This window comes from Paenibacillus radicibacter (assembly GCF_024721995.1).
Lineage (GTDB): Bacteria > Bacillota > Bacilli > Paenibacillales > NBRC-103111 > Paenibacillus_AM > Paenibacillus_AM radicibacter.
This window is the reverse complement of record NZ_JANQBC010000016.1, coordinates 59,305-77,956: the sequence shown is the minus strand read 5'-3', so window position 1 is coordinate 77,956 and position 18,652 is coordinate 59,305. Positions and strand designations below refer to the sequence as shown.

18 protein-coding genes are annotated in these 18,652 nt (G+C 45.1%); 15 read left to right on the top strand and 3 right to left on the bottom strand.

The window, feature by feature from the left end; genetic code table 11:
• The first annotated feature begins 77 nt into the window (after positions 1–77).
• The 3 genes from NV379_RS24095 to holA all read left to right on the top strand — a co-directional run bounded on the left by NV379_RS24095 (position 78) and on the right by holA (position 3,101).
• Positions 78–626 carry an RNA polymerase sigma factor gene (locus tag NV379_RS24095; RefSeq protein WP_258209898.1) on the top strand — a complete coding sequence of 183 codons (549 nt, stop codon included), beginning with the start codon at positions 78–80 and terminating at the stop codon, positions 624–626.
• A complete protein-coding gene (locus NV379_RS24090; RefSeq protein ID WP_258209897.1) occupies positions 623–1,816 on the top strand; it encodes a zf-HC2 domain-containing protein in 1,194 nt (397 codons plus the stop codon). The genes NV379_RS24095 and NV379_RS24090 overlap by 4 nt, the downstream gene beginning before the upstream one ends.
• A 250-nt stretch (positions 1,817–2,066) precedes the next feature.
• On the top strand, positions 2,067–3,101 hold the full coding sequence (gene holA, locus NV379_RS24085; protein WP_258209896.1) for a DNA polymerase III subunit delta: 1,035 nt from the start codon (positions 2,067–2,069) through the stop codon (positions 3,099–3,101).
• A gap of 169 nt (positions 3,102–3,270) precedes the next feature.
• Here holA and rpsT read toward each other — a convergent pair whose 3' ends face one another.
• Entirely contained in the window at positions 3,271–3,543 is a 273-nt protein-coding gene (rpsT, locus tag NV379_RS24080; protein ID WP_258209895.1) for a 30S ribosomal protein S20, read from the bottom strand.
• A gap of 219 nt (positions 3,544–3,762) precedes the next feature.
• On the opposite strand from rpsT, the gene gpr reads away from it, so the two are divergent.
• The 4 genes from gpr to lepA all read left to right on the top strand — a co-directional run bounded on the left by gpr (position 3,763) and on the right by lepA (position 8,775).
• Positions 3,763–4,788 (top strand): GPR endopeptidase, encoded by a 1,026-nt coding sequence (gene gpr / locus NV379_RS24075; RefSeq protein WP_258209894.1) that lies wholly within the window; start codon positions 3,763–3,765, stop codon positions 4,786–4,788.
• Positions 4,789–5,221: 433 nt separating this feature from the next.
• A complete protein-coding gene (gene spoIIP, locus NV379_RS24070) occupies positions 5,222–6,448 on the top strand; it encodes a stage II sporulation protein P (protein WP_258209893.1) in 1,227 nt (408 codons plus the stop codon).
• Positions 6,449–6,491: 43 nt separating this feature from the next.
• Positions 6,492–6,878: a DUF3679 domain-containing protein gene (locus NV379_RS24065; protein ID WP_258209892.1), complete on the top strand. Its 387-nt coding sequence runs from the start codon at positions 6,492–6,494 to the stop codon at positions 6,876–6,878.
• Between the two features lie 82 nt (positions 6,879–6,960).
• Positions 6,961–8,775 carry a translation elongation factor 4 gene (lepA, locus tag NV379_RS24060; RefSeq protein ID WP_258209891.1) on the top strand — a complete coding sequence of 605 codons (1,815 nt, stop codon included), beginning with the start codon at positions 6,961–6,963 and terminating at the stop codon, positions 8,773–8,775.
• 57 nt (positions 8,776–8,832) lie between these two features.
• Here lepA and ytaF read toward each other — a convergent pair whose 3' ends face one another.
• On the bottom strand, positions 8,833–9,438 hold the full coding sequence (gene ytaF, locus NV379_RS24055) for a sporulation membrane protein YtaF (RefSeq protein ID WP_258209890.1): 606 nt from the start codon (positions 9,436–9,438) through the stop codon (positions 8,833–8,835).
• A 147-nt stretch (positions 9,439–9,585) separates the two neighbouring features.
• On the opposite strand from ytaF, the gene NV379_RS24050 reads away from it, so the two are divergent.
• The 4 genes from NV379_RS24050 to hrcA all read left to right on the top strand — a co-directional run bounded on the left by NV379_RS24050 (position 9,586) and on the right by hrcA (position 13,123).
• Positions 9,586–10,065 (top strand): hypothetical protein, encoded by a 480-nt coding sequence (locus NV379_RS24050; protein WP_258209889.1) that lies wholly within the window; start codon positions 9,586–9,588, stop codon positions 10,063–10,065.
• Positions 10,066–10,159: 94 nt separating this feature from the next.
• Positions 10,160–11,314, top strand: a complete 1,155-nt coding sequence (gene hemW / locus NV379_RS24045) for a radical SAM family heme chaperone HemW (protein WP_258209888.1) — start codon at positions 10,160–10,162, stop codon at positions 11,312–11,314.
• Positions 11,315–11,468: 154 nt separating this feature from the next.
• Complete coding sequence (locus NV379_RS24040) at positions 11,469–11,930, top strand: N-acetyltransferase (RefSeq protein ID WP_258209887.1); 462 nt, start codon at positions 11,469–11,471, stop codon at positions 11,928–11,930.
• 155 nt (positions 11,931–12,085) lie between these two features.
• Entirely contained in the window at positions 12,086–13,123 is a 1,038-nt protein-coding gene (gene hrcA / locus NV379_RS24035) for a heat-inducible transcriptional repressor HrcA (RefSeq protein ID WP_258209886.1), read from the top strand.
• A 75-nt stretch (positions 13,124–13,198) separates the two neighbouring features.
• Here the strand turns inward: hrcA and NV379_RS26125 are convergent, their stop codons facing one another.
• The gene (locus NV379_RS26125; RefSeq protein WP_308860325.1) at positions 13,199–13,336 is read right to left on the bottom strand and encodes a hypothetical protein; all 138 of its coding nucleotides are present in this window, start codon (positions 13,334–13,336) and stop codon (positions 13,199–13,201) included.
• Between NV379_RS26125 and NV379_RS24030 the strand changes: the two genes are divergently transcribed.
• The 4 genes from NV379_RS24030 to dnaJ all read left to right on the top strand — a co-directional run bounded on the left by NV379_RS24030 (position 13,287) and on the right by dnaJ (position 18,638).
• Positions 13,287–14,684 carry a TCP-1/cpn60 chaperonin family protein gene (locus tag NV379_RS24030; RefSeq protein WP_308860324.1) on the top strand — a complete coding sequence of 466 codons (1,398 nt, stop codon included), beginning with the start codon at positions 13,287–13,289 and terminating at the stop codon, positions 14,682–14,684. The two genes, NV379_RS26125 and NV379_RS24030, sit on opposite strands and share 50 nt — an antisense overlap.
• Before the next feature lie 249 nt (positions 14,685–14,933).
• A complete protein-coding gene (gene grpE, locus NV379_RS24025; RefSeq protein WP_373426165.1) occupies positions 14,934–15,509 on the top strand; it encodes a nucleotide exchange factor GrpE in 576 nt (191 codons plus the stop codon).
• Positions 15,510–15,554: 45 nt separating this feature from the next.
• A complete protein-coding gene (gene dnaK, locus NV379_RS24020; RefSeq protein ID WP_258209883.1) occupies positions 15,555–17,396 on the top strand; it encodes a molecular chaperone DnaK in 1,842 nt (613 codons plus the stop codon).
• Positions 17,397–17,519: 123 nt separating this feature from the next.
• A complete protein-coding gene (gene dnaJ, locus NV379_RS24015) occupies positions 17,520–18,638 on the top strand; it encodes a molecular chaperone DnaJ (RefSeq protein ID WP_258209882.1) in 1,119 nt (372 codons plus the stop codon).
• Positions 18,639–18,652: the final 14 nt, after the last annotated feature.

Below are 18,652 nucleotides of genomic sequence, written 5' to 3'. Positions count from 1 at the left end.
ATTGATTAATTTTGAGGAAAGCGCAACTTTTTAGAAGACACGTTCGTCTGTAAGGTTGCGGGAGAGGAGGAATCCCATTGATTGCGGCAGAACTCGTTAGAGCAGCACAATCGGGGGACCGGGAAGCTCTTATCACCCTATTGCGAGAAATTGAATCGCACGTCTACCGCACTGCCTTCTACATGTTAGGTAATGAGCAGGATGCACTTGATGCTTCACAAGAGGCTCTCATTCGGATTTATACCAAGATTCATTCATACGAAGAAAAGGCATTATTTAAAACTTGGGTTCAACGAATTGTAACGAATATTTGTATTGATAAATTTCGTAAAAAGCGTCCGCAGGTTTCCATTGAAGAGAATGATATGCAATTTATATATAGTAAAGATGTTGAGTCAGAAGTCATGTCTACATACGTTGCTCAAGACGTTCGAGAAGCAATTGAACAGTTGCCTGAGCACCATCGATCCGTAATTGTATTACGGTACTTGCAGGATTTTTCTTACAACGAAATTGCGGAGAGCTTAGATTTGCCTCTCAACACGGTAAAGTCGTATCTTTTCCGAGCGAGGCAGCAACTTCAAAACCTACTTAAAGAGTATCAGAACGGAGGTGTCCGGGGATGAATTGCGAGAAAGCAACTGAATGGATCCAGAGATATGTCGATAATGACCTAGAGCAGCAAGAAGAACGGGAGCTTCTCGCTCATACGCAGAACTGTCATGAATGTGCGGAGCTGCTACAGCGAATGAAGCTGCTAGCGTTTGAACTTGATCAGCTGCCTAAGGTGAATCCTCGTTACAGCCTAGTTGATGCGATACTGCCTAAGCTTGCGGAATTGAATGAGAACGTGAACAAGAGAGAGGAAAGTGCTGCTCTTGTTGTTGATCATGTAGCTGCTAAGAAACCGTCTATTCCATGGACGAAACGATTATCATCCTACATATCTTGGAAATTAGTGGGTGGCGTTGCAGTTGCCGGCTGCGCTGCAATCATGTTGCTTTGGAATGAGCAAACGGTGCAAGACCCCAAATTGAATCAAGCAGCATCGGAAGTTACGGATATGTTGGATACGAATGCCAATAATACTCCTGTAGCACAAGCGACAGTAACTCCTGCAGGGGGGCAGCAAGAACAAGCTAGCGTAGCTGCTCCGCCGAATGCAAATGAGTCAACTGTAAGTCCGAATCCGCCGCAGCAGGAGCAGCAAGCGGGCGCTGCGATACCGGATACGGGTTCACCGCCGAAGAGTGAGGAGTCACCAACTGCAAAGCCTTCACCTACTCCAGAGGAGAAGAATGTAAAGGTGTCGACTATCGACAACAATAAAGGGACAAGTCAGCCGAAGTCTACTGCTAAGCAGCAAGATGCCGATTCGAAACGAATGTCCTCAATTGATCCTGTATCACCTTCGCCAGGTTCCAACAACGCGGATCCATCGAAAAAAGATGATTCTAATGATGTGAACCTGTACTCGAACAAAGAAGTTCAAGGCAGTGCGAATTCGTCTGCAGTCGCACCTAGAGATTTGAATATTCTGAAGTTTAATAGCTTGATAACACCAACTATTAACAACGATATTCGTATAGCGAATCGAATGTATGTCGCGGAAATTAAAGATCGTAAAGTTTCCATATCCATGCTTACAACGGGTGAGACTGTCTTTGCCTCGATGCGCTTATGGTCAGAGCTTGAAACCGTATCACCTATTGGGTGGGTGTCAGAGAACATATTCCAATATGAAGTTGCACAAGGTAATGCAATTCATATCTTCTCGATTGATGTAAACAATAAGAAGGAACAGCAATTGAATTAAGAATGTTTGCTTTATTTATGCACCAATTGCAACGTACTTACGTATATTGTGATATAACTTCATTTGAAGCACTACGCCATCTCACGGATCGTTTCTAGAGCGATTCGTGGGTATGTTTAAATAGATGCTTCCACCGCATGGTTAACATGTGGAATCTTCTGCTCGGACAAAGGGATTGCGTCAAAACGACAACGTTTTGACGTAATCCCTTTGTCATTGTTAAGATAGGGACAAGAGGTGAAGTGACTTTATGGATTATCGGAAAGTTGCCAAGGACATTGGGGCAGGGAAGACGCTGCCTGTTTATCTTTGTTATGGTCCTGAAAAATATTTAATGCAGCAGTTTATTGATTATATGACAACGAAGCTAATCGAGCCTGAGCACCGCGATTTTGCTATTAGTAAATTCGATCTTGCGGAGACTTCCATTGAAACCGTGATTGAAGATACAGAGACGCTGCCGTTTATGGTTCCGCGCAAAATTGTAATCGCGAAAAACGCAACATTTTTCACAGGGGCAAGAGATCAAAGTAAGGTTGATCATAATTTAGATAAATTAACTTCGTATCTTAAATCGCCAGTGGATTATTCCATTCTCGTGTTTATTGTGGACGCGGATAAGCTCGATGAGCGTAAGACGATCGTGAAGACGATGAAGGCAATGGACGCCGCGCTGCCATTCTTGTCGTTATCGCCTGAAGGCGTGCAGGATTGGGTGCTTAAGGGTGCAGCTAAGGAGGGCTTCACATTCGAGCCTGGGGCGTTAGATCAGTTGATACTATCCACAGGGGGCAATCTACAGTCGCTCTCCGCGGAGATTGAGAAGTTATCGCTGTACTTAGGCGGTAGTGGTGTAGTGACGCAGGAGCTCGTTGATGAGCTTGTCGTTCGTAGTGCTGAGCAGAATGTGTTCCTGTTAGTTGAGGAAGTGGTGAGGCTTCGCTTAGAGCGTGCTTTTATGCTGCTTGAGCAGCTGCTGAAGCAGAAGGAAGAGCCGATTAAGATTATGATGCTGATCGCCAGACAGTTCCGTATCATGCTGCAAGTGAAAGAATTGAGCAAACAAAGCTATTCGCAAGGCCAGATTGCTTCGCAGTTAGGGCTTCACCCATTTGCAGTCAAAGTTGCGGAAGGTCAAGCTCGTAACTTTGAGATCGGAGCACTCTCACGCATTATTGGAGATATTGCGGATCTTGATTATCAGATGAAAACAGGTGGCATCGATAAGGTGCTCGGTATGGAAATGTTCCTGCTTGGGCTAGCGCAAGTGCAGGCACGTGGATAACAGGCGGGTATAACTACTTGGCAAATAAGTTAAGCCCACTTCTAACTTAGAAGTGGGCTTGTATTCTATCTTATATATAGTAGAATGGTAACCATCCAAACATAATAACATAAAAAAGCCCAGTCACTCGCATGCGAGTTTCTGGACTAGCTTATGTGTGTAGCCGTTATTACGCCTGTGCGGAAAGAGCGTTAAGCTTTTTAGCAAGACGAGATTTTTTGCGAGCTGCTGCATTTTTATGGATTAATCCTTTGGAAGCTGCCTTGTCCAATTTCTTAGAAGCAAGTACTAGAGCTTCTTTAGCGGAATCGACATTATTTGTAGCAACTGTAGTTTCAAAAGTTTTCACAACTGTGCGAAGTGCGGACTTTTGAGACGCGTTGCGAAGACGGCGCTTTTCGCTAACTTTAACACGTTTGATAGCTGATTTAATGTTTGGCATTGACGTTCACCTCCTACTTCGATAAACATCGTTCAACGTTTCTTTTGTTGACAACTTACAGTAGTTTATCATGGGTATATTTAAATTGCAAGAGCTACACCCACACATTCTACTATACAAACGCCTATCAATGCAAAGCTTTGTTCGATCTTTTTGTGAATAAGCCGTCGGTTAATTCCGTACAATAAACCCAAAATGACGGATAAAAGGGGTTAGACGATGGATTTAAGTATGTATGCCGTGCGAACGGATCTCGCATTAGAAGCTAGAGATATGGCGGTTAATAACACGAGCAACCAAGGAGCCACGCCAGCTCCAGAAGCACCGAGTATTCCCGGTCTAGAGTCACAATATACCGATGAAGATGGCATTAAGATCACGAATATTCACGTCCAGACCGATCAAGCAGCCCAGAGAATCGGGAAACAGAAAGGACGTTACATAACAATCGAAGTGCCGGAGCTTCGCAATAAAGATACAGATCTGCAAGATCAGGTAGCGACGAAGTTTGCTCAACTATTCGAGAAGTTTCTTGCTGATATGGGCGTATCCAAGACAGCCAAAATACTCGTCATCGGTTTGGGTAACTGGAATGTGACCCCTGATGCTTTGGGTCCGCTCGTCGTTGAGAACATGCTCGTGACACGGCACTATTTTGAATTGATGCCTGATCAGGTAAGCCCTGGCTATCGTCCTGTAAGTGCAGTTGCACCTGGTGTGCTTGGGATAACAGGGATCGAGAGCAGTGAGATCGTACATGGGATCGTGGAGAAGTCGAAGCCCGATCTCGTCATTGCCGTCGATGCCCTTGCTTCCAGAGCACTTGAGCGGGTGAATACAACGATTCAGATTGCGGACACAGGCATTCATCCGGGATCGGGAATTGGGAACAAGCGCAAAGGGCTGACGCAAGAAATTCTCGGTGTACCTGTGATTGCAATTGGTGTGCCTACAGTTGTGTATGCCTCCACGATCGTGAACTCCTGTATTGATATGATGCAAGAACATTTCAAAACGCAGACGAATGACTCTGGACCAATTATGGGGTTGTTCGGTGGGATGCAGGAGAATGAACGACTGTCACTTGTAAAAGAAGTGCTGAACCCGCTAGGTCATGACCTGCTGGTCACACCTAAAGAAATCGATGAATTCATCGAAGACATTGCGAACATCATCGCCTCCGGCTTAAACGCCGCGCTACACGAAGCAGTCGACGTCAATAACGTCGCCGCGTATACCCATTAAGTATTTTAATGTCCCTATGATTGTAAGGAAGCAAGCACCCAATACCGTAAGGTGAGGGAGCTTGCTTTTGTTTTTATGTTTTGCTTTTGTCCTGTGCTTTTGACTTTCGTCTTTTTTTTCTGCCTTCCTCCCTTACAGCTTTTTTACTAGGATTTTCCGGAAAAAGTTAAGCGAAAGAGAAACAGTAACTGGAGGAACGAAGTGTTCGCCTTTGAAATCGTGAAAATACAATTAAATAAATTCAAAATTCACGATTGAGACAGCGACCGGAAGTTACTGTTTCTCTGCAGCACGTACCCCACTTTTTCCAAAACACCTCCTAGTAAAAAACTGTTCTACCCTACTACTTTCGTTCATAGATTAAGAGTAACTAGATTCCATTCGATAGAGTGGCGGGCGAATCGCGAGATCAGCGAAAGAGGAGGAATATGGGATGAAATGGGTATCATTGACGTTAAATATTGGTGTTATTCGAAAAAGCGTGCAGAATGCGGGATCACTAGTGAAAATTTTTGTGGTTAGTATGATGACGACACTAGCGATTTTTCTATTAATAGGCATCGGGGGGATCATGCAGTCGCATGCGACAAACTCCCCTGTGAACACGGTTAAGGGCCTCATGGCATCGGTATCCAATCAATTCATCGTGGACATCCTAGGGATGGAAGTGCCGCATTTGCAGCAAGAATCGATGCGCTTCACCTTTTCACAGAAGAACATCTTTCAATTCATGTTTCGGTTTCTGACAAGCGTTGACCCTACTGACAAAAAGTCGCTTATGACCAAAGAGTTGCCGGGGATGAGTATTGGGAATACGACAATGCTAAGACCAGGCATTGTCACTAACCCGAGCGAACCGGAGCATCTAACACCACCAGGAAGTGTGTTTACACAGGAACCTACTCAAGTGCAGCCGACAACGGCTCCAATACCTACACCTGCTCCAAGCGCCAAGCCAGCACCTGTTCCAATAACAGGGGGTAACGTGGCATTTATATATCAGACACATAGTTCGGAGTCGTTCCTTCCAGAAATTAAAGATAAAGGGATCACAGACCCTGATCAAGCGCATGACCCGGATAAGAACATCACAATGGTTGGGGATCGTCTTTCAAAGGGACTAGAGAAAGCTGGAATCGGGACGGTGCATTCCAGTGAGTATTATCCGAAATCCGTCAAAAACTTTAATTATAATTTTTCGTACAAATATTCCTTGAATACGTTAAAAGAAGCATTTGCTGCTAATCCAAAATTAAATTTCTATTTTGACATTCACCGAGATTCGCTGCCACGCAATAAGACAACCGTTACGATCGATGGTAAAGATTATGCACAGCTTTATTTCATTGTCGGTGGAGATAACGCAAAGTGGAAACAAAACGAGGGGTTTGCGAATCAAATTCATCAATTGATCAACAGTCAAATGCCGGGCATCTCGAAAGGTGTGTATGCGAAGTCGGGTAAACATGTCGACGGACTCTATAATCAGAACTTCTCTCCTAACCTTGCTGTCATCGAGATTGGCGGTCCGGAGAATACGCTAGAAGAGTGTTACCGAACAGCAGACTTGCTTGCTAAGGCGATCTCACAAGTCATTCTAAAAGCAGAGAAAGTAGATGCACAGGCAGCGAGCCCAACTCCGAGTGGGGATAAGAAATAAGAAATAAGAAGCCGCAAAGGACGGCTATGGAGGTAGTACACTTATGCATCGGTATTATTTTAAAATGCTGCTAATGATTGCAATTGTAGCTTTTTGCATTCTTTTCGGAGTGAGTGTTGCGAAGCAGGGTGTTGACCGGGTGCATGGTGGAACAGCAGACGAAGCCGTTCTTGTGAAAAAAGATAGTAGTGAGAATGAAAAGCTGCTTCTCCAGCTTCAGCGGGAAAGAAAGGCGCGTGAGCAGCTTCAGACGGAACTTGAGAAAGCGCGAGCTGACAAGGAAAAGCAATTGGATGCACTTGGCAATACTAGAGTATACGCATCGGATAATTCGAACATGAATGGGATTGGTAATAGGCTCGGAGATTTAGTGCAGGGTGCAGCAAGAGGCGTAATTTCGGTTTTTGCAGGGTTATTTGATGCATTTTGAGTGAAACAGGGTCCAAAACATTGATGCCGATTCCATTGACTGATATAATAAAAGTTATTGCGTAATTTAGTGGGGGTAAGGCATGACGGACATTCAAGCAAGACAAAAGCAGATTCGTAACTTTTCGATTATCGCTCATATTGACCATGGTAAATCGACACTTGCGGATCGAATATTGGAATATACAGGCGCACTTTCTTCGCGCGAAATGCAAGAGCAAGTGCTGGATCAGATGGATTTGGAACGTGAACGCGGTATTACAATTAAATTGCAAGCGGTACGTCTTAACTATCGTGCGGATGATGGACAAGAATATATCTTGAACCTGATTGATACACCGGGGCACGTCGATTTCACGTATGAAGTATCTCGAAGCTTAGCAGCTTGTGAAGGTGCACTTCTCGTTGTCGATGCAGCACAAGGGATCGAAGCGCAAACACTTGCGAACGTTTACTTGGCACTGGATAACAACCTTGAAATCTTGCCGGTTATTAACAAGATCGACTTGCCGAGTGCAGACCCTGAGCGCGTGAAACAAGAAGTTGAAGATGTGATCGGACTAGATGCATCGGAAGCTGTACTTGCTTCAGCTAAAGCGGGTATTGGAATCAAGGAAATTATCGAGCAAGTGTGCCAGAAGGTACCGGCTCCAACAGGGGATCATTCAAAGCCGCTTAAAGCGCTTATTTTCGATTCACACTACGATGCTTATAAAGGTGTAATCGTATATGTACGTGTAGTTGACGGTGCGATTCGTCCTGGTTCGAAAATTAAGTTCATGGCGACAAACAAGACGTTTGAAGTTATCGAAGTTGGCGCATTTATGCCGCGTATGACGATGGTGGATGAGCTTAACGTGGGTGATGTTGGTTTCGTCGTAGCGGGTATTAAGAACGTAGGCGACACACGTGTCGGTGATACGATTACAGAGGCTGCTAATCCAGCTCCTGAGCCACTACCAGGTTACCGTAAGATTAACCCAATGGTATTCTGCGGTTTGTACCCAATCGAGACGCAAGATTATAACGATCTGCGTGAAGCACTTCAGAAGCTGGAGCTTAACGATGCTGCCTTGAAGTACGAGCCAGAGACATCTTCTGCATTAGGTTTCGGATTCCGTTGCGGATTCTTGGGACTTCTTCACATGGAGATTATCCAAGAGCGTATTGAGCGTGAATTTAACATTCCACTTATTACGACTGCGCCGAGCGTAGTATATCGCATTACACTCACGAACGGTGAGTCTTTCCAGATTGATAATCCATCGAACTACCCAGATCCACAGCGTGTAGAGTTTATTGAGGAGCCTTACGTGAAGGCATCGATTATCGTGCCGAAAGATTACGTAGGTGCAATTATGGAACTTTGTCAAAACAAACGCGGTGAGTTCATGAACATGGAATACTTGGATACTACGCGTGTGACGTTGATCTACAACATGCCGCTGTCTGAAATCGTGTATGACTTCTTCGATCAGCTGAAGTCCAGTACAAAAGGATACGCGTCCTTCGACTACGAACTGTCCGGTTACAAGCGTTCGAACTTGGTGAAAATGGACATCTTGCTTAACAACGAACAAGTCGATGCCTTGTCCTTCATCGTTCACCGTGATCGTGCGTACCACCGTGGTAAGATCATCTGTGAGAAGCTTAGAGAGCTTATCCCGCGTCAAATGTTTGAAGTGCCGATTCAAGCGGCAGTCGGACAGAAGATTGTCTCCCGTGAGACGGTTAAAGCGATGCGTAAGAACGTTCTTGCGAAATGTTACGGCGGTGACATTTCCCGTAAACGTAAATTGCTTGATAAGCAAAAAGAAGGTAAGAAGCGCATGAAGCAAGTCGGCTCCGTGGAAGTTCCACAAGAGGCATTCATGGCTGTATTACGTATTGACGACTAGAATTGACGATTAGAAAATGAAGAAACAGGAGCTTGAGGGCTCCTGTTTTTTGTTGTTTTAGACGAGGACTTCATAAATCGCAATCCCAATTAAGAGTAGTCCAGCCAAGATGTTTGAGTAGCTGCCCAGGCGAGTTTGCCCAAGCTTGAGTCCAAACTGTACGCCAAATCCAACGAATAGGTAAGAGAATATGCCTGCACTGATCGTCGTCCAAATAGGTGAGATCCCAGTGGCACCTGCTCCTATACCAGTCGCAATATTGTTTAGAGCAAGGGCGACTCCAAGTGCTAACGATTCTTTCCATGAAATCGTCTGATTCTGATCGGTGTCAGCTTGGATGGGATGGCGAAGGACTTGAACGAGATCTGCTCCTCCATCTGTGAGCTCAGGTACTTTCTTAGGACGTAAGCTGGACCAGATGGTTTGTAAACCGATAATGGCGATCACAAGTGCACCTGCCAGATTAGCGAAGTCCGCTGAAACATATTCGGATATCCATTCTCCGACTATCATGGAGAGGTATGTTCCAGTCATGGTGATCAAGGCGATCATGAAGTTTGACCAGAAAGGAATACGGGTGGATTTCATCCCGAATGAAAGCCCAATTCCGAGATTGTCTAAATTTGAAGCAATGGCAACAAGCAGTATAGATAAAATATGCATTGTGTTCTCCCACCTCGTAAAAGCCTATTTATTTCTCTAGACTATGTGGGCGCATATGAAAAAGTGAATTTTGAAACAATATTTGTTTGAGCTTCGTTTTTTGTGTACTAACCATAAGTGTGATGAATTAATTAAGCGGGGGATGAAATGAAAAGGTGGCTATCCGTTTTTCTATTGTTTTTGCTAATAGGATGCAATCAAATCCCGAAAGACCGTCTTACAGCTAAATTATTTTTAGAACAAAAGGGATATAAGATGGTTTCTTATGAAGGTCATCCAGAAAATTATGAACTAACCTCTGAGAAATTGATTGCGATGCCGTATATGATGGTTTGGGGATTACAACAGCTGAATCCTAAAAGCTATATTGGAAAAATGATTCATGTTGAGAAATTTATCGTAAGCAATCATCCCCTATCAAGAGGAAATGTTGTGGTTAATGTATTTGAAGTGGAAGGTAAGCCAGTTGGAGGGACTTCGATTCCGTATAGTGATTCTAATTTTGTAATGGCAGGTGGATGTTGGTCATTAGAAGGCAAGTCATTGGAAGAGATTCAAGGTGAAACTTTTCAAAGTAAAACTTTTCAAGAATGGCGTGCAGATTGGATTTCTATTTATGGAAAATAAAAAGGGGCAGGTGGATGCTCCTTTTATTTATGTTTGGGTGTGGAGTGAATTTGATGTACAATGGAGGATAGTAACCTGAAGGGAAGTACATCGTATGAACGTAAGATTAGCAGCGCCGAAGGCGGTTTATATACACATTCCATTTTGCACGAATAAATGTTTCTATTGTGATTTCAATTCTTTCGTCTTGCAGGGTCAACCTGTAGAAGCATATCTAGATGCTCTTGAACGTGAGATGGAGTTAACGGTGGCACAAGTGCCGCCAGGGGAAATTAAGACGATCTTCGTAGGTGGTGGAACACCGACGGTATTAACACCTCCGCAGATGGAGAAGTTTTTGCGAATTGTGGGGAAATACTTCCCGCTAGATCATCCCGAGCTAGAGTTTTCAATGGAAGCCAATCCGGGTACAACCGATGAAGAGAAGCTTGCTGTTATGCGTGCTGGAGGAGTGAATCGATTATCGTTCGGCGTGCAGTCATTCGATAATGGCTTATTAGAGCGAATTGGACGTATTCACAACACAGACGATGTATATCGTAGTGTTGCGAACGCGAAGAAGGTTGGTTTTGATAATATCTCGATTGACTTGATGTTCGGTTTACCGAAGCAGACGGTCGATATTATGAATACGACACTTGATGAAGCGTTGAAGCTGGATCTGCAGCATTACTCGATTTATTCACTTAAAGTAGAAGAGAACACGCTATTCCACACTCTTTTTAATAAGAATCAATTGCCACTACCTGATGAGGATGAAGAACTTGCGATGTATGAGCTTATTATGCGCCGTTTGAAGGAGGCGGGTTATGAGCAGTATGAAATTTCAAACTTCGCACGTCCCGGTAGAAAGTCAATGCATAACATTACGTATTGGCTGAATCATCCGTATTATGGTCTTGGTGCTGGAGCGCACGGTTATGTTCGGGGCTTGCGTCATGTGAATGTAAAGGGTGTACAGCCTTATATCAATGCGACGGAGAAAGGCTTACCGATTCTTGAGAAACACGAAGTGTCTACGAAAGAAGCGATGGAAGACTTCATGATGGTTGGACTTCGTCTGTTAGATGGTGTCTGTTCTGCAGATTTTGAAGCACAATTCGATGTGTTGTTGCATGATGTATTCGGTGCGAAGCTCGATAAGCTAGTTCAGCAGGGTCTACTTATTGAGACTGATGGACCAACGTACAGATTGTCTGATCGCGGGTTACTATTAGGTAATGAAGTGTTTGGTGAATTCCTAGAATAGAGTACGAATAGAGTACGTTCAAGCGTAGGACTTGGGTGTACTCTTTTCTTTTTTTGAAAATAAATTGACGAAAAATTTAGTCTTGTATAAATATATTAGTTGTTGTATATTTATTCAATCAATTCTGAACAAGGTTATTAAAGGTGGGATCTTCATGGGGGTAGCTTGTCGTAAGGCAACAGAACGAGATTTGGACGATTTATACACAATCATTCAAGGGTATGCAGAGCAAGGGATTATGCTGGCAAGGACACGTGAGATGCTGATCGATCAGTTATCCACCTTTGTCGTTGCAGAAGCAGAGGAAGGTCTAATCGGTTGTGGATCGCTTACACAATTAGGACCTGATTTAGTAGAAGTTCGCTCACTTGGGATAAGTGATGGATATAAAGGTCAAGGTATTGGTGGCATGTTAATCGATGAGTTAGTAGATGAAGCGCGTAATCAACAAATAACCAAAGTAATGGCGCTGACATATGAAGTTGGATTTTTTCAGAAGAATGGATTCACGATCGTACCCAAAGAAGTGTTTCCCGAGAAAGTATGGAAAGACTGCATGAATTGTAAGAAGCAGTATTGCTGCGATGAGATCGCGGTGCTACGCAAACTGGATTGAATTACGCGAGAAACGGGCGCATGGATCCGTAGATGTACAGCCGTAAGTTCTTGACAACAGACCTTTGGGTCTGTTATTTTTATATTATGATTTAGCACTCAGTGGCAGAGAGTGCTAACGATGACAAAAACAAAATTCAAATGGAGGTATCTGATATGTTGACGGATCGCCAGCGTATGATTCTTAGCGCTATTGTCGATGACTACATTCGTTTCGCCGAACCAGTTGGATCTCGTACGATTTCCAAGCGCGGTAATGTGGGCTTTAGCCCTGCGACGATTCGTAATGAAATGTCCGATCTGGAGGAGATGGGTTTCTTAGATCAACCCCATACTTCTGCGGGGCGCATTCCTTCTAATAGAGGGTATCGTTATTATGTTGATCATCTGGTACAGCAAGGTGCGCTAAGCCCTGAAGAGATCAACATGATGAAGCTGTTTTTCACACAGAAGATTCAAGAGATGGAAGACGTGGTTAGCCATGCGGCAACAATTCTATCTTCCTTAACGAATTATACATCGATTGTGCTCGCTCCCGAGGTGTATGGGACGACACTTAAACATATGCAGATTGTTCCGCTTTCGGATACGACGGCGGTGGCGATCTTTGTAACGAATACAGGTCATGTGGAGAATAAGACGGTAACGATTCCACCAGGGATGTCGATGTCAGACATTCAGACGGTTGTGAATTTGCTAAATGATAAGCTTGCGAATGTGTCCTTGCTTGAATTCAAATCGAAGCTGTTTAATGAGGTTTCGGCTGAACTTGGCAAATATGTATCGGGTTATCATGAACTGCTAACGGTTGTTGAAGAAGTGCTGCATGGAGGCGATAAAGATCGCATTTATGTGAGCGGTTCGACAAATATGTTGATCCAGCCCGAATTTAAAGATGTGGATAAAGTGAAGAATATCCTTGATCTACTTGGCGAAACACCGAAGCTTATTCATTTGTTTTCGGATACTCAGCATGGGGTTCAAGTGCGAATTGGATCTGAAAATACGATGCAAATTATGAATGATTGTTCGCTGATCACCGCTACGTATTCGATTGAAGACAGGCCAATTGGTACGATTGGCATTCTGGGACCGACTCGTATGGAATATGGCAAAGTTATTCGTGTGCTCGACCATGTTTCGAAAAATTTGGAGCAGGCGATTGCACAATGGTACAAGAACACAAACGGATAGTAAGTTATAAGTCGAAAGGAATTGCGGTCCCATGAGTAATGGATGGAAGCCAGGAGCAGCTGAGGGTGAGGAAGCCTACGCAACGTTGCTTAATAATGCAGGTGCTGTCAGGGCAATCTGCGCAGCAGTTGAAGGGACACTAGGTCCTAAGGGACTGGATACGATGCTTGTCGGCGGGCAAGGCGAAGTCATCATTACGAATGATGGGGTCACGATTCTTGAAAAAATGGATGTGACTCACCCCGCCGCTCGCCTTATGGTCGGCGTCGCGCAGTCGCAGCAGCGATATGTTGGCGACGGCACGACGACGGCAACGGTGCTTGCCGGCGCACTCGTCGCTGAGTGTGTGGCGCACGTCACGCGCGGCGTACCGGTCGCGAAGGTTGTGCGCGGGCTGCAAGACGGCGTAGCAACCGCCGTCTTGAGCTTGCGAGAGCGCAGCCGCGCGGTTGCAGGGATCGACGATCCGGTGCTTGCACGGATCGCGTACACGGCCGGCCGCGAGCAGCGCGACATCGCGGCGCTGGTCTTAGAGGCCGCGCAGCAGCTCGGCCTCGAGCAGCTGTCGGAGGAAGCGTATCGCTTCTCCGACAGTGTACTCGCTCATGCTGACGCCGTGAGCGAGGTGTGGCCTGGCATCGTCCTGCGGGCGATGCCGATGAACCCGGGCGCGGCGGTGGAGCATATACGCCGCGCGAAAGTGCTCGTGCTCCGCGACGAGCTTGCGCCCGAAGCAGTCGCTGAAGAAGCCCTCGTTACCGAGGCGGGCTTCCAGCAGTATATGCATCTTCGCGAACTGTTCCGCGAAGATGTACGCAAGCTCGTTGAGCTTGGCGTCGGGCTCATCGCTGCTGATCGCGGCGTTGATCCGGAAGCCGAGCAAATCTGCTCGGATCATGGCATCATGGTGCTGCAGCGTGTCCCTAAGCGCGAACTTGAAGCACTTTGCACCTATACAGGTGCGAAGCCACTGCGCCGTATGGCGCTGAAGAAGAGCGTAGAAGAGCTGCGACATGGATTGGGGTATGCAGAGGAATTATTTTACGATGATGAGCTAGATTTCGTTAAGATAAGCGGTGGCGGCGGGGCACGTAATGTCACGGTCATTGTCGGGGCATCAACGCAAGAGGTTGTTGGTGAACGAACGCGTATTGCCAAAGACGCTGCATCTGCGGTTCAAGCAGCTGTACGTGGTGGATATGTACCAGGCGGCGGTGCTGTAGAGATGGCAATTGCGCAGGCTGTGGAGAAATCCCGTGAATGTGTAACTGGCATGGAAAGCTTCGGCATTCAAGCGGTTGCTGCCGCGATTCGTAAGCCGCTGGGTCAGATGATGCTCAACAGCGGCTATAATCCACTTGAGAAGGTGGAAGCCTTGCGAGCCGAGCAGTTATTAACAGGTAGTGATGAGATTGGTGTAAACTGTGATACAGGTGAACTCGTGAACATGATGGAAGCAGGCGTAATCGATCCGACGAATGTTAAGATTCATGCCTTGCGATCTGCTGGTGAAGTTGCAGCAGCCGTGCTTCGCATTCATACTGTGATCAAGATGAAATAAATACTAGATGAGCGTGTTCAAAAAGTTTGGGCACTGCAGAGAAAAGAGCACTTCCGGTCGCTGTCTCAATCATGAATTTTGAATTTATTTATTGGTATTTTCATGATTTCAAAGGCGAACACTACGTTCCTACAGTTGCTCTTATCTCTTTCGTTTTAACTTTTTGAACACGCTCTGGATGTGATTATGTTAAGGAGGTGAATCCTAGTGAGTGCACAAGAGAAAGATGTTAATGCGTTGGATGCAAACCTGGATGAGAACCCAGAGGTAGTAGGAGACGAGACCTCTACATATACACAAGAAGGAGATGCATCATCGTTGGAACAACAAACAGAAACGGCTCAAACCGTAGAGAATGAAGAGACTGTAGAGAGCAATTCCGAAATCGAACAATTACGCGCACTAGCAGATGAGAATTACCAAAAGTACCTGCGTACACAAGCAGACTTTGATAATTTCCGTCGCAGAGCACGTTTGGAGAAAGAAGATTTCGCTAAATATGCATCATCTAAAGTAATCGAAGGACTCATTCCTGTCCTTGATAATATGGAACGCGCAATTGCAGCTTCCAAAGAAAGTCAAGATTTAGATGGGCTTGTCAAAGGTATTGATATGGTATTCCGTCAATTTGACAGTGTTCTATTGCAAGAAGGTTTAACGGCAATCGAGTCTGTGGGTCAGCCATTTAACCCAGACTTCCATCAAGCGATCATGCAAGTCGAGTCTGACGAGTATGAAGAAGGTTATGTGGTGGAAGAAGTTCAAAAAGGTTACAAGCTAAAGGACAAAGTAATCCGTCCTGCAATGGTTAAAGTGAGCATGTAATTTCAAACTATAATATATCGTAAAGATCCAAGGAGGAAATCAAACATGAGTAAAGTAATCGGTATTGACTTAGGTACAACAAACTCTTGCGTAGCAGTAATGGAAGGCGGCGAAGCTGTCGTAATCCCTAACCCAGAAGGTAACCGTACAACACCTTCCGTAGTTGGTTTCAAGAAAGATGGCGAGCGTGTAGTTGGTGAAACAGCGAAGCGTCAAGCGATCACAAACCCAGATCGTACAATTAGCTCCATCAAGCGTCACATCGGTACGAATCACAAAGAATCCATTGATAGCAAAGACTACACACCACAAGAAATCTCCGCTATTATTTTGCAAAAATTAAAATCAGATGCAGAGGCTTACCTTGGCACAACGGTAACACAAGCCGTTATTACAGTTCCTGCTTACTTCAACGACTCCCAACGTCAAGCAACTAAAGACGCAGGTAAAATCGCAGGTCTAGAAGTTCTTCGTATCGTGAACGAGCCAACGGCTGCAGCTCTTGCATACGGATTAGAAAAAGCAGAAGACCACACAATCCTAGTATTTGACCTTGGTGGCGGTACGTTTGACGTATCTATCCTTGAACTAGGTGATGGATTCTTCGAAGTTAAATCAACTTCCGGTGATAACCACCTTGGTGGAGATGACTTTGATGAAGTGGTGATGAACCATATCGTATCTGAGTTCAAAAAAGAGCACGGAATCGACCTAAGCAAAGATAAATCTGCTGTACAACGTTTGAAAGATGCAGCTGAAAAAGCGAAAAAAGAATTGTCTGGCGTACTTACAACAGCAATTTCCTTACCGTTCATCACAGTTGTTGACGGCGTGCCTCAACACTTGGAAATGAGCTTAACTCGTGCGAAATTCGATGAGATTACAGCAAGCCTTGTTGAAAGAACATTAGGACCAACTCGTCAAGCACTTAGCGATGCGGGTATGACAGCTAATGATATCGACAAGATCGTTCTTGTTGGTGGTTCCACTCGTATTCCTGCAGTTGTAGATGCAATCAAGAAATTAACAGGTAAAGATCCGCATAAAGGCGTTAACCCAGATGAAGTTGTAGCACTTGGTGCAGCAATTCAAGCGGGCGTACTAACAGGTGATGTGAAAGACGTTGTTCTTCTTGACGTAACTCCACTTTCCCTTGGTATCGAAACAGCTGGCGGCGTATTTACGAAGATGATCGATCGTAACACAACGATTCCTACAAGCAAATCCCAAGTGTACTCCACGTATGCAGATAGCCAAACAAGCGTAGAAATTCACGTCTTGCAAGGTGAGCGTTCCATGGCTGCAGATAACAAAACATTGGGTCGCTTCATGTTAGGTGACATTCCACCAGCACCGCGAGGCGTTCCACAAATCGAAGTAACATTCGACATCGATGCGAACGGTATCGTAAACGTGTCTGCTCTAGATAAAGGTACAGGTAAGAGCCAGAAGATCACAATTACTTCTTCTTCAGGCCTAAACAGCGAAGAGATCGACAAAATGATGAAAGACGCTGAGATTCATGCGGAAGAAGATCGCAAACGTAAAGAAATGGTTGAAGTTCGCAACAATGCGGATCAACTTGTATATACAGTAGATAAGACGCTTAAAGACCTTGAAGGTAAAGTAGATGCTGCTGAAGTGGATAAAGCGAACGCTGCAAAAGAAAAAGTGAAGACAGCTCTTGAAGGTACAGATTCAGATGCAATTAAAGCAGCGACTGAAGAGCTTTCCGAGATCGTTCAACAACTTTCTGTGAAGTTGTATGAGCAAGCTGCACAAGCGGAGCAAGCACAAGGCGAAGCTGGCGGCGCTGAAGGTCAGCAACCTAAACGTGATAACGTAGTAGATGCAGACTATGAAGTTGTAGACGAAGACAAGAAGTAATTTGCCTGTCAAATATGCTATAATTGAAAGTCAAAGCCGCTGATTTAAGCGTGCTTTGACTTTTAACTGTAACTGTAATAAAAAGCAATCATGCAGCGGTAGCTGATAAGTGGGAGTGGAACGATGAGCAAACGCGATTACTATGAGGTGTTAGGTGTTGGTAAAGATGCCTCGCCAGACGATTTAAAAAAAGCATACCGTAAGCTTGCAAGGCAGTATCACCCTGACGTGAATAAGGCTGCTGATGCAGAAGATAAGTTTAAAGAAGCGAAAGAAGCTTATGACGTGCTTGGCGACGATCAAAAACGTGCACAGTACGATCAGTTCGGTCACGTTGATCCAAACCAGGGCATGGGCGGTTTCGGTGGTGCTGACTTTAATGGCGGCTTTGGGGATATTTTTGATATGTTTTTCGGCGGTGGCGGAGGCAGACGCAATCCGAACGCACCGCAGCGCGGTAACGACTTGCAATACTCGTTAACGATAGAGTTTAAAGAAGCGGTATTCGGTAAAGAATTGGACATTACAATTCCACGTACCGAAAACTGTGATAACTGTCATGGCAGTGGTGCAAAGGCAGGTACGAAACCAGACACTTGTAGCACATGTAAAGGTTCCGGACAACAAGAAGTGGTGCAGAATACACCATTTGGCCGCGTCGTAAACCGTCGTGCATGTTCAAGCTGTGGTGGATCAGGTAAGATCATTCGTGAGAAATGCGGAACTTGCCATGGCGCAGGTAAAGTGAAGAAACAACGTACGATCCATGTGAAAATTCCAGCAGGTGTGGACGATGGTGCACAGCTTCGTATTTCCGGTGAAGGCGAATCAGGTACACGCGGAGGTCCATCTGGTGACTTATATGTTGTGATTCGTGTACGTACACATGAGTTCTTTGATCGTGAAGGCGACGATATTTATTGCGAAGTGCCGCTAACATTTGCACAAGCAGCACTTGGTGATGAGATCGAGATTCCAACTCTTACGGAGAAAGTGAAGCTGAAGATTCCAGCAGGAACACAAACAGGCACGTACTTCCGTCTAAGAGGTAAAGGTGTTCCTCGTCTTCGTGGACATGGTCAAGGGGATCAGCACGTGAAAGTAACGGTTGTGACACCATCGAGCATGAGTGATGAGCAGAAAGACTTGCTTCGTCAATTCGCTTCACTTAGCGGCGAGAACACACATGGTCAACAGCTTTCCTTGTTCGAACGATTCAAGAAGGCAATTTTAGGCGACTAATTTAAATTTCAATA

Excerpts from the sequence above, each read along its gene's own strand:
- NV379_RS24090 (WP_258209897.1), top strand. The coding sequence starts at position 623 with ATGAATTGCGAGAAAGCAACTGAATGGATCCAGAGATATGTCGATAAT.
- holA (WP_258209896.1), top strand. The coding sequence starts at position 2,067 with ATGGATTATCGGAAAGTTGCCAAGGACATTGGGGCAGGGAAGACGCTG.
- rpsT (WP_258209895.1), bottom strand. The coding sequence starts at position 3,543 with ATGCCAAACATTAAATCAGCTATCAAACGTGTTAAAGTTAGCGAAAAG.
- gpr (WP_258209894.1), top strand. The coding sequence starts at position 3,763 with ATGGATTTAAGTATGTATGCCGTGCGAACGGATCTCGCATTAGAAGCT.
- spoIIP (WP_258209893.1), top strand. The coding sequence starts at position 5,222 with ATGAAATGGGTATCATTGACGTTAAATATTGGTGTTATTCGAAAAAGC.
- NV379_RS24065 (WP_258209892.1), top strand. The coding sequence starts at position 6,492 with ATGCATCGGTATTATTTTAAAATGCTGCTAATGATTGCAATTGTAGCT.
- lepA (WP_258209891.1), top strand. The coding sequence starts at position 6,961 with ATGACGGACATTCAAGCAAGACAAAAGCAGATTCGTAACTTTTCGATT.
- ytaF (WP_258209890.1), bottom strand. The coding sequence starts at position 9,438 with ATGCATATTTTATCTATACTGCTTGTTGCCATTGCTTCAAATTTAGAC.
- NV379_RS24050 (WP_258209889.1), top strand. The coding sequence starts at position 9,586 with ATGAAAAGGTGGCTATCCGTTTTTCTATTGTTTTTGCTAATAGGATGC.
- hemW (WP_258209888.1), top strand. The coding sequence starts at position 10,160 with ATGAACGTAAGATTAGCAGCGCCGAAGGCGGTTTATATACACATTCCA.
- NV379_RS24040 (WP_258209887.1), top strand. The coding sequence starts at position 11,469 with ATGGGGGTAGCTTGTCGTAAGGCAACAGAACGAGATTTGGACGATTTA.
- hrcA (WP_258209886.1), top strand. The coding sequence starts at position 12,086 with ATGTTGACGGATCGCCAGCGTATGATTCTTAGCGCTATTGTCGATGAC.
- NV379_RS24030 (WP_308860324.1), top strand. The coding sequence starts at position 13,287 with ATGCTTGTCGGCGGGCAAGGCGAAGTCATCATTACGAATGATGGGGTC.
- dnaK (WP_258209883.1), top strand. The coding sequence starts at position 15,555 with ATGAGTAAAGTAATCGGTATTGACTTAGGTACAACAAACTCTTGCGTA.
- dnaJ (WP_258209882.1), top strand. The coding sequence starts at position 17,520 with ATGAGCAAACGCGATTACTATGAGGTGTTAGGTGTTGGTAAAGATGCC.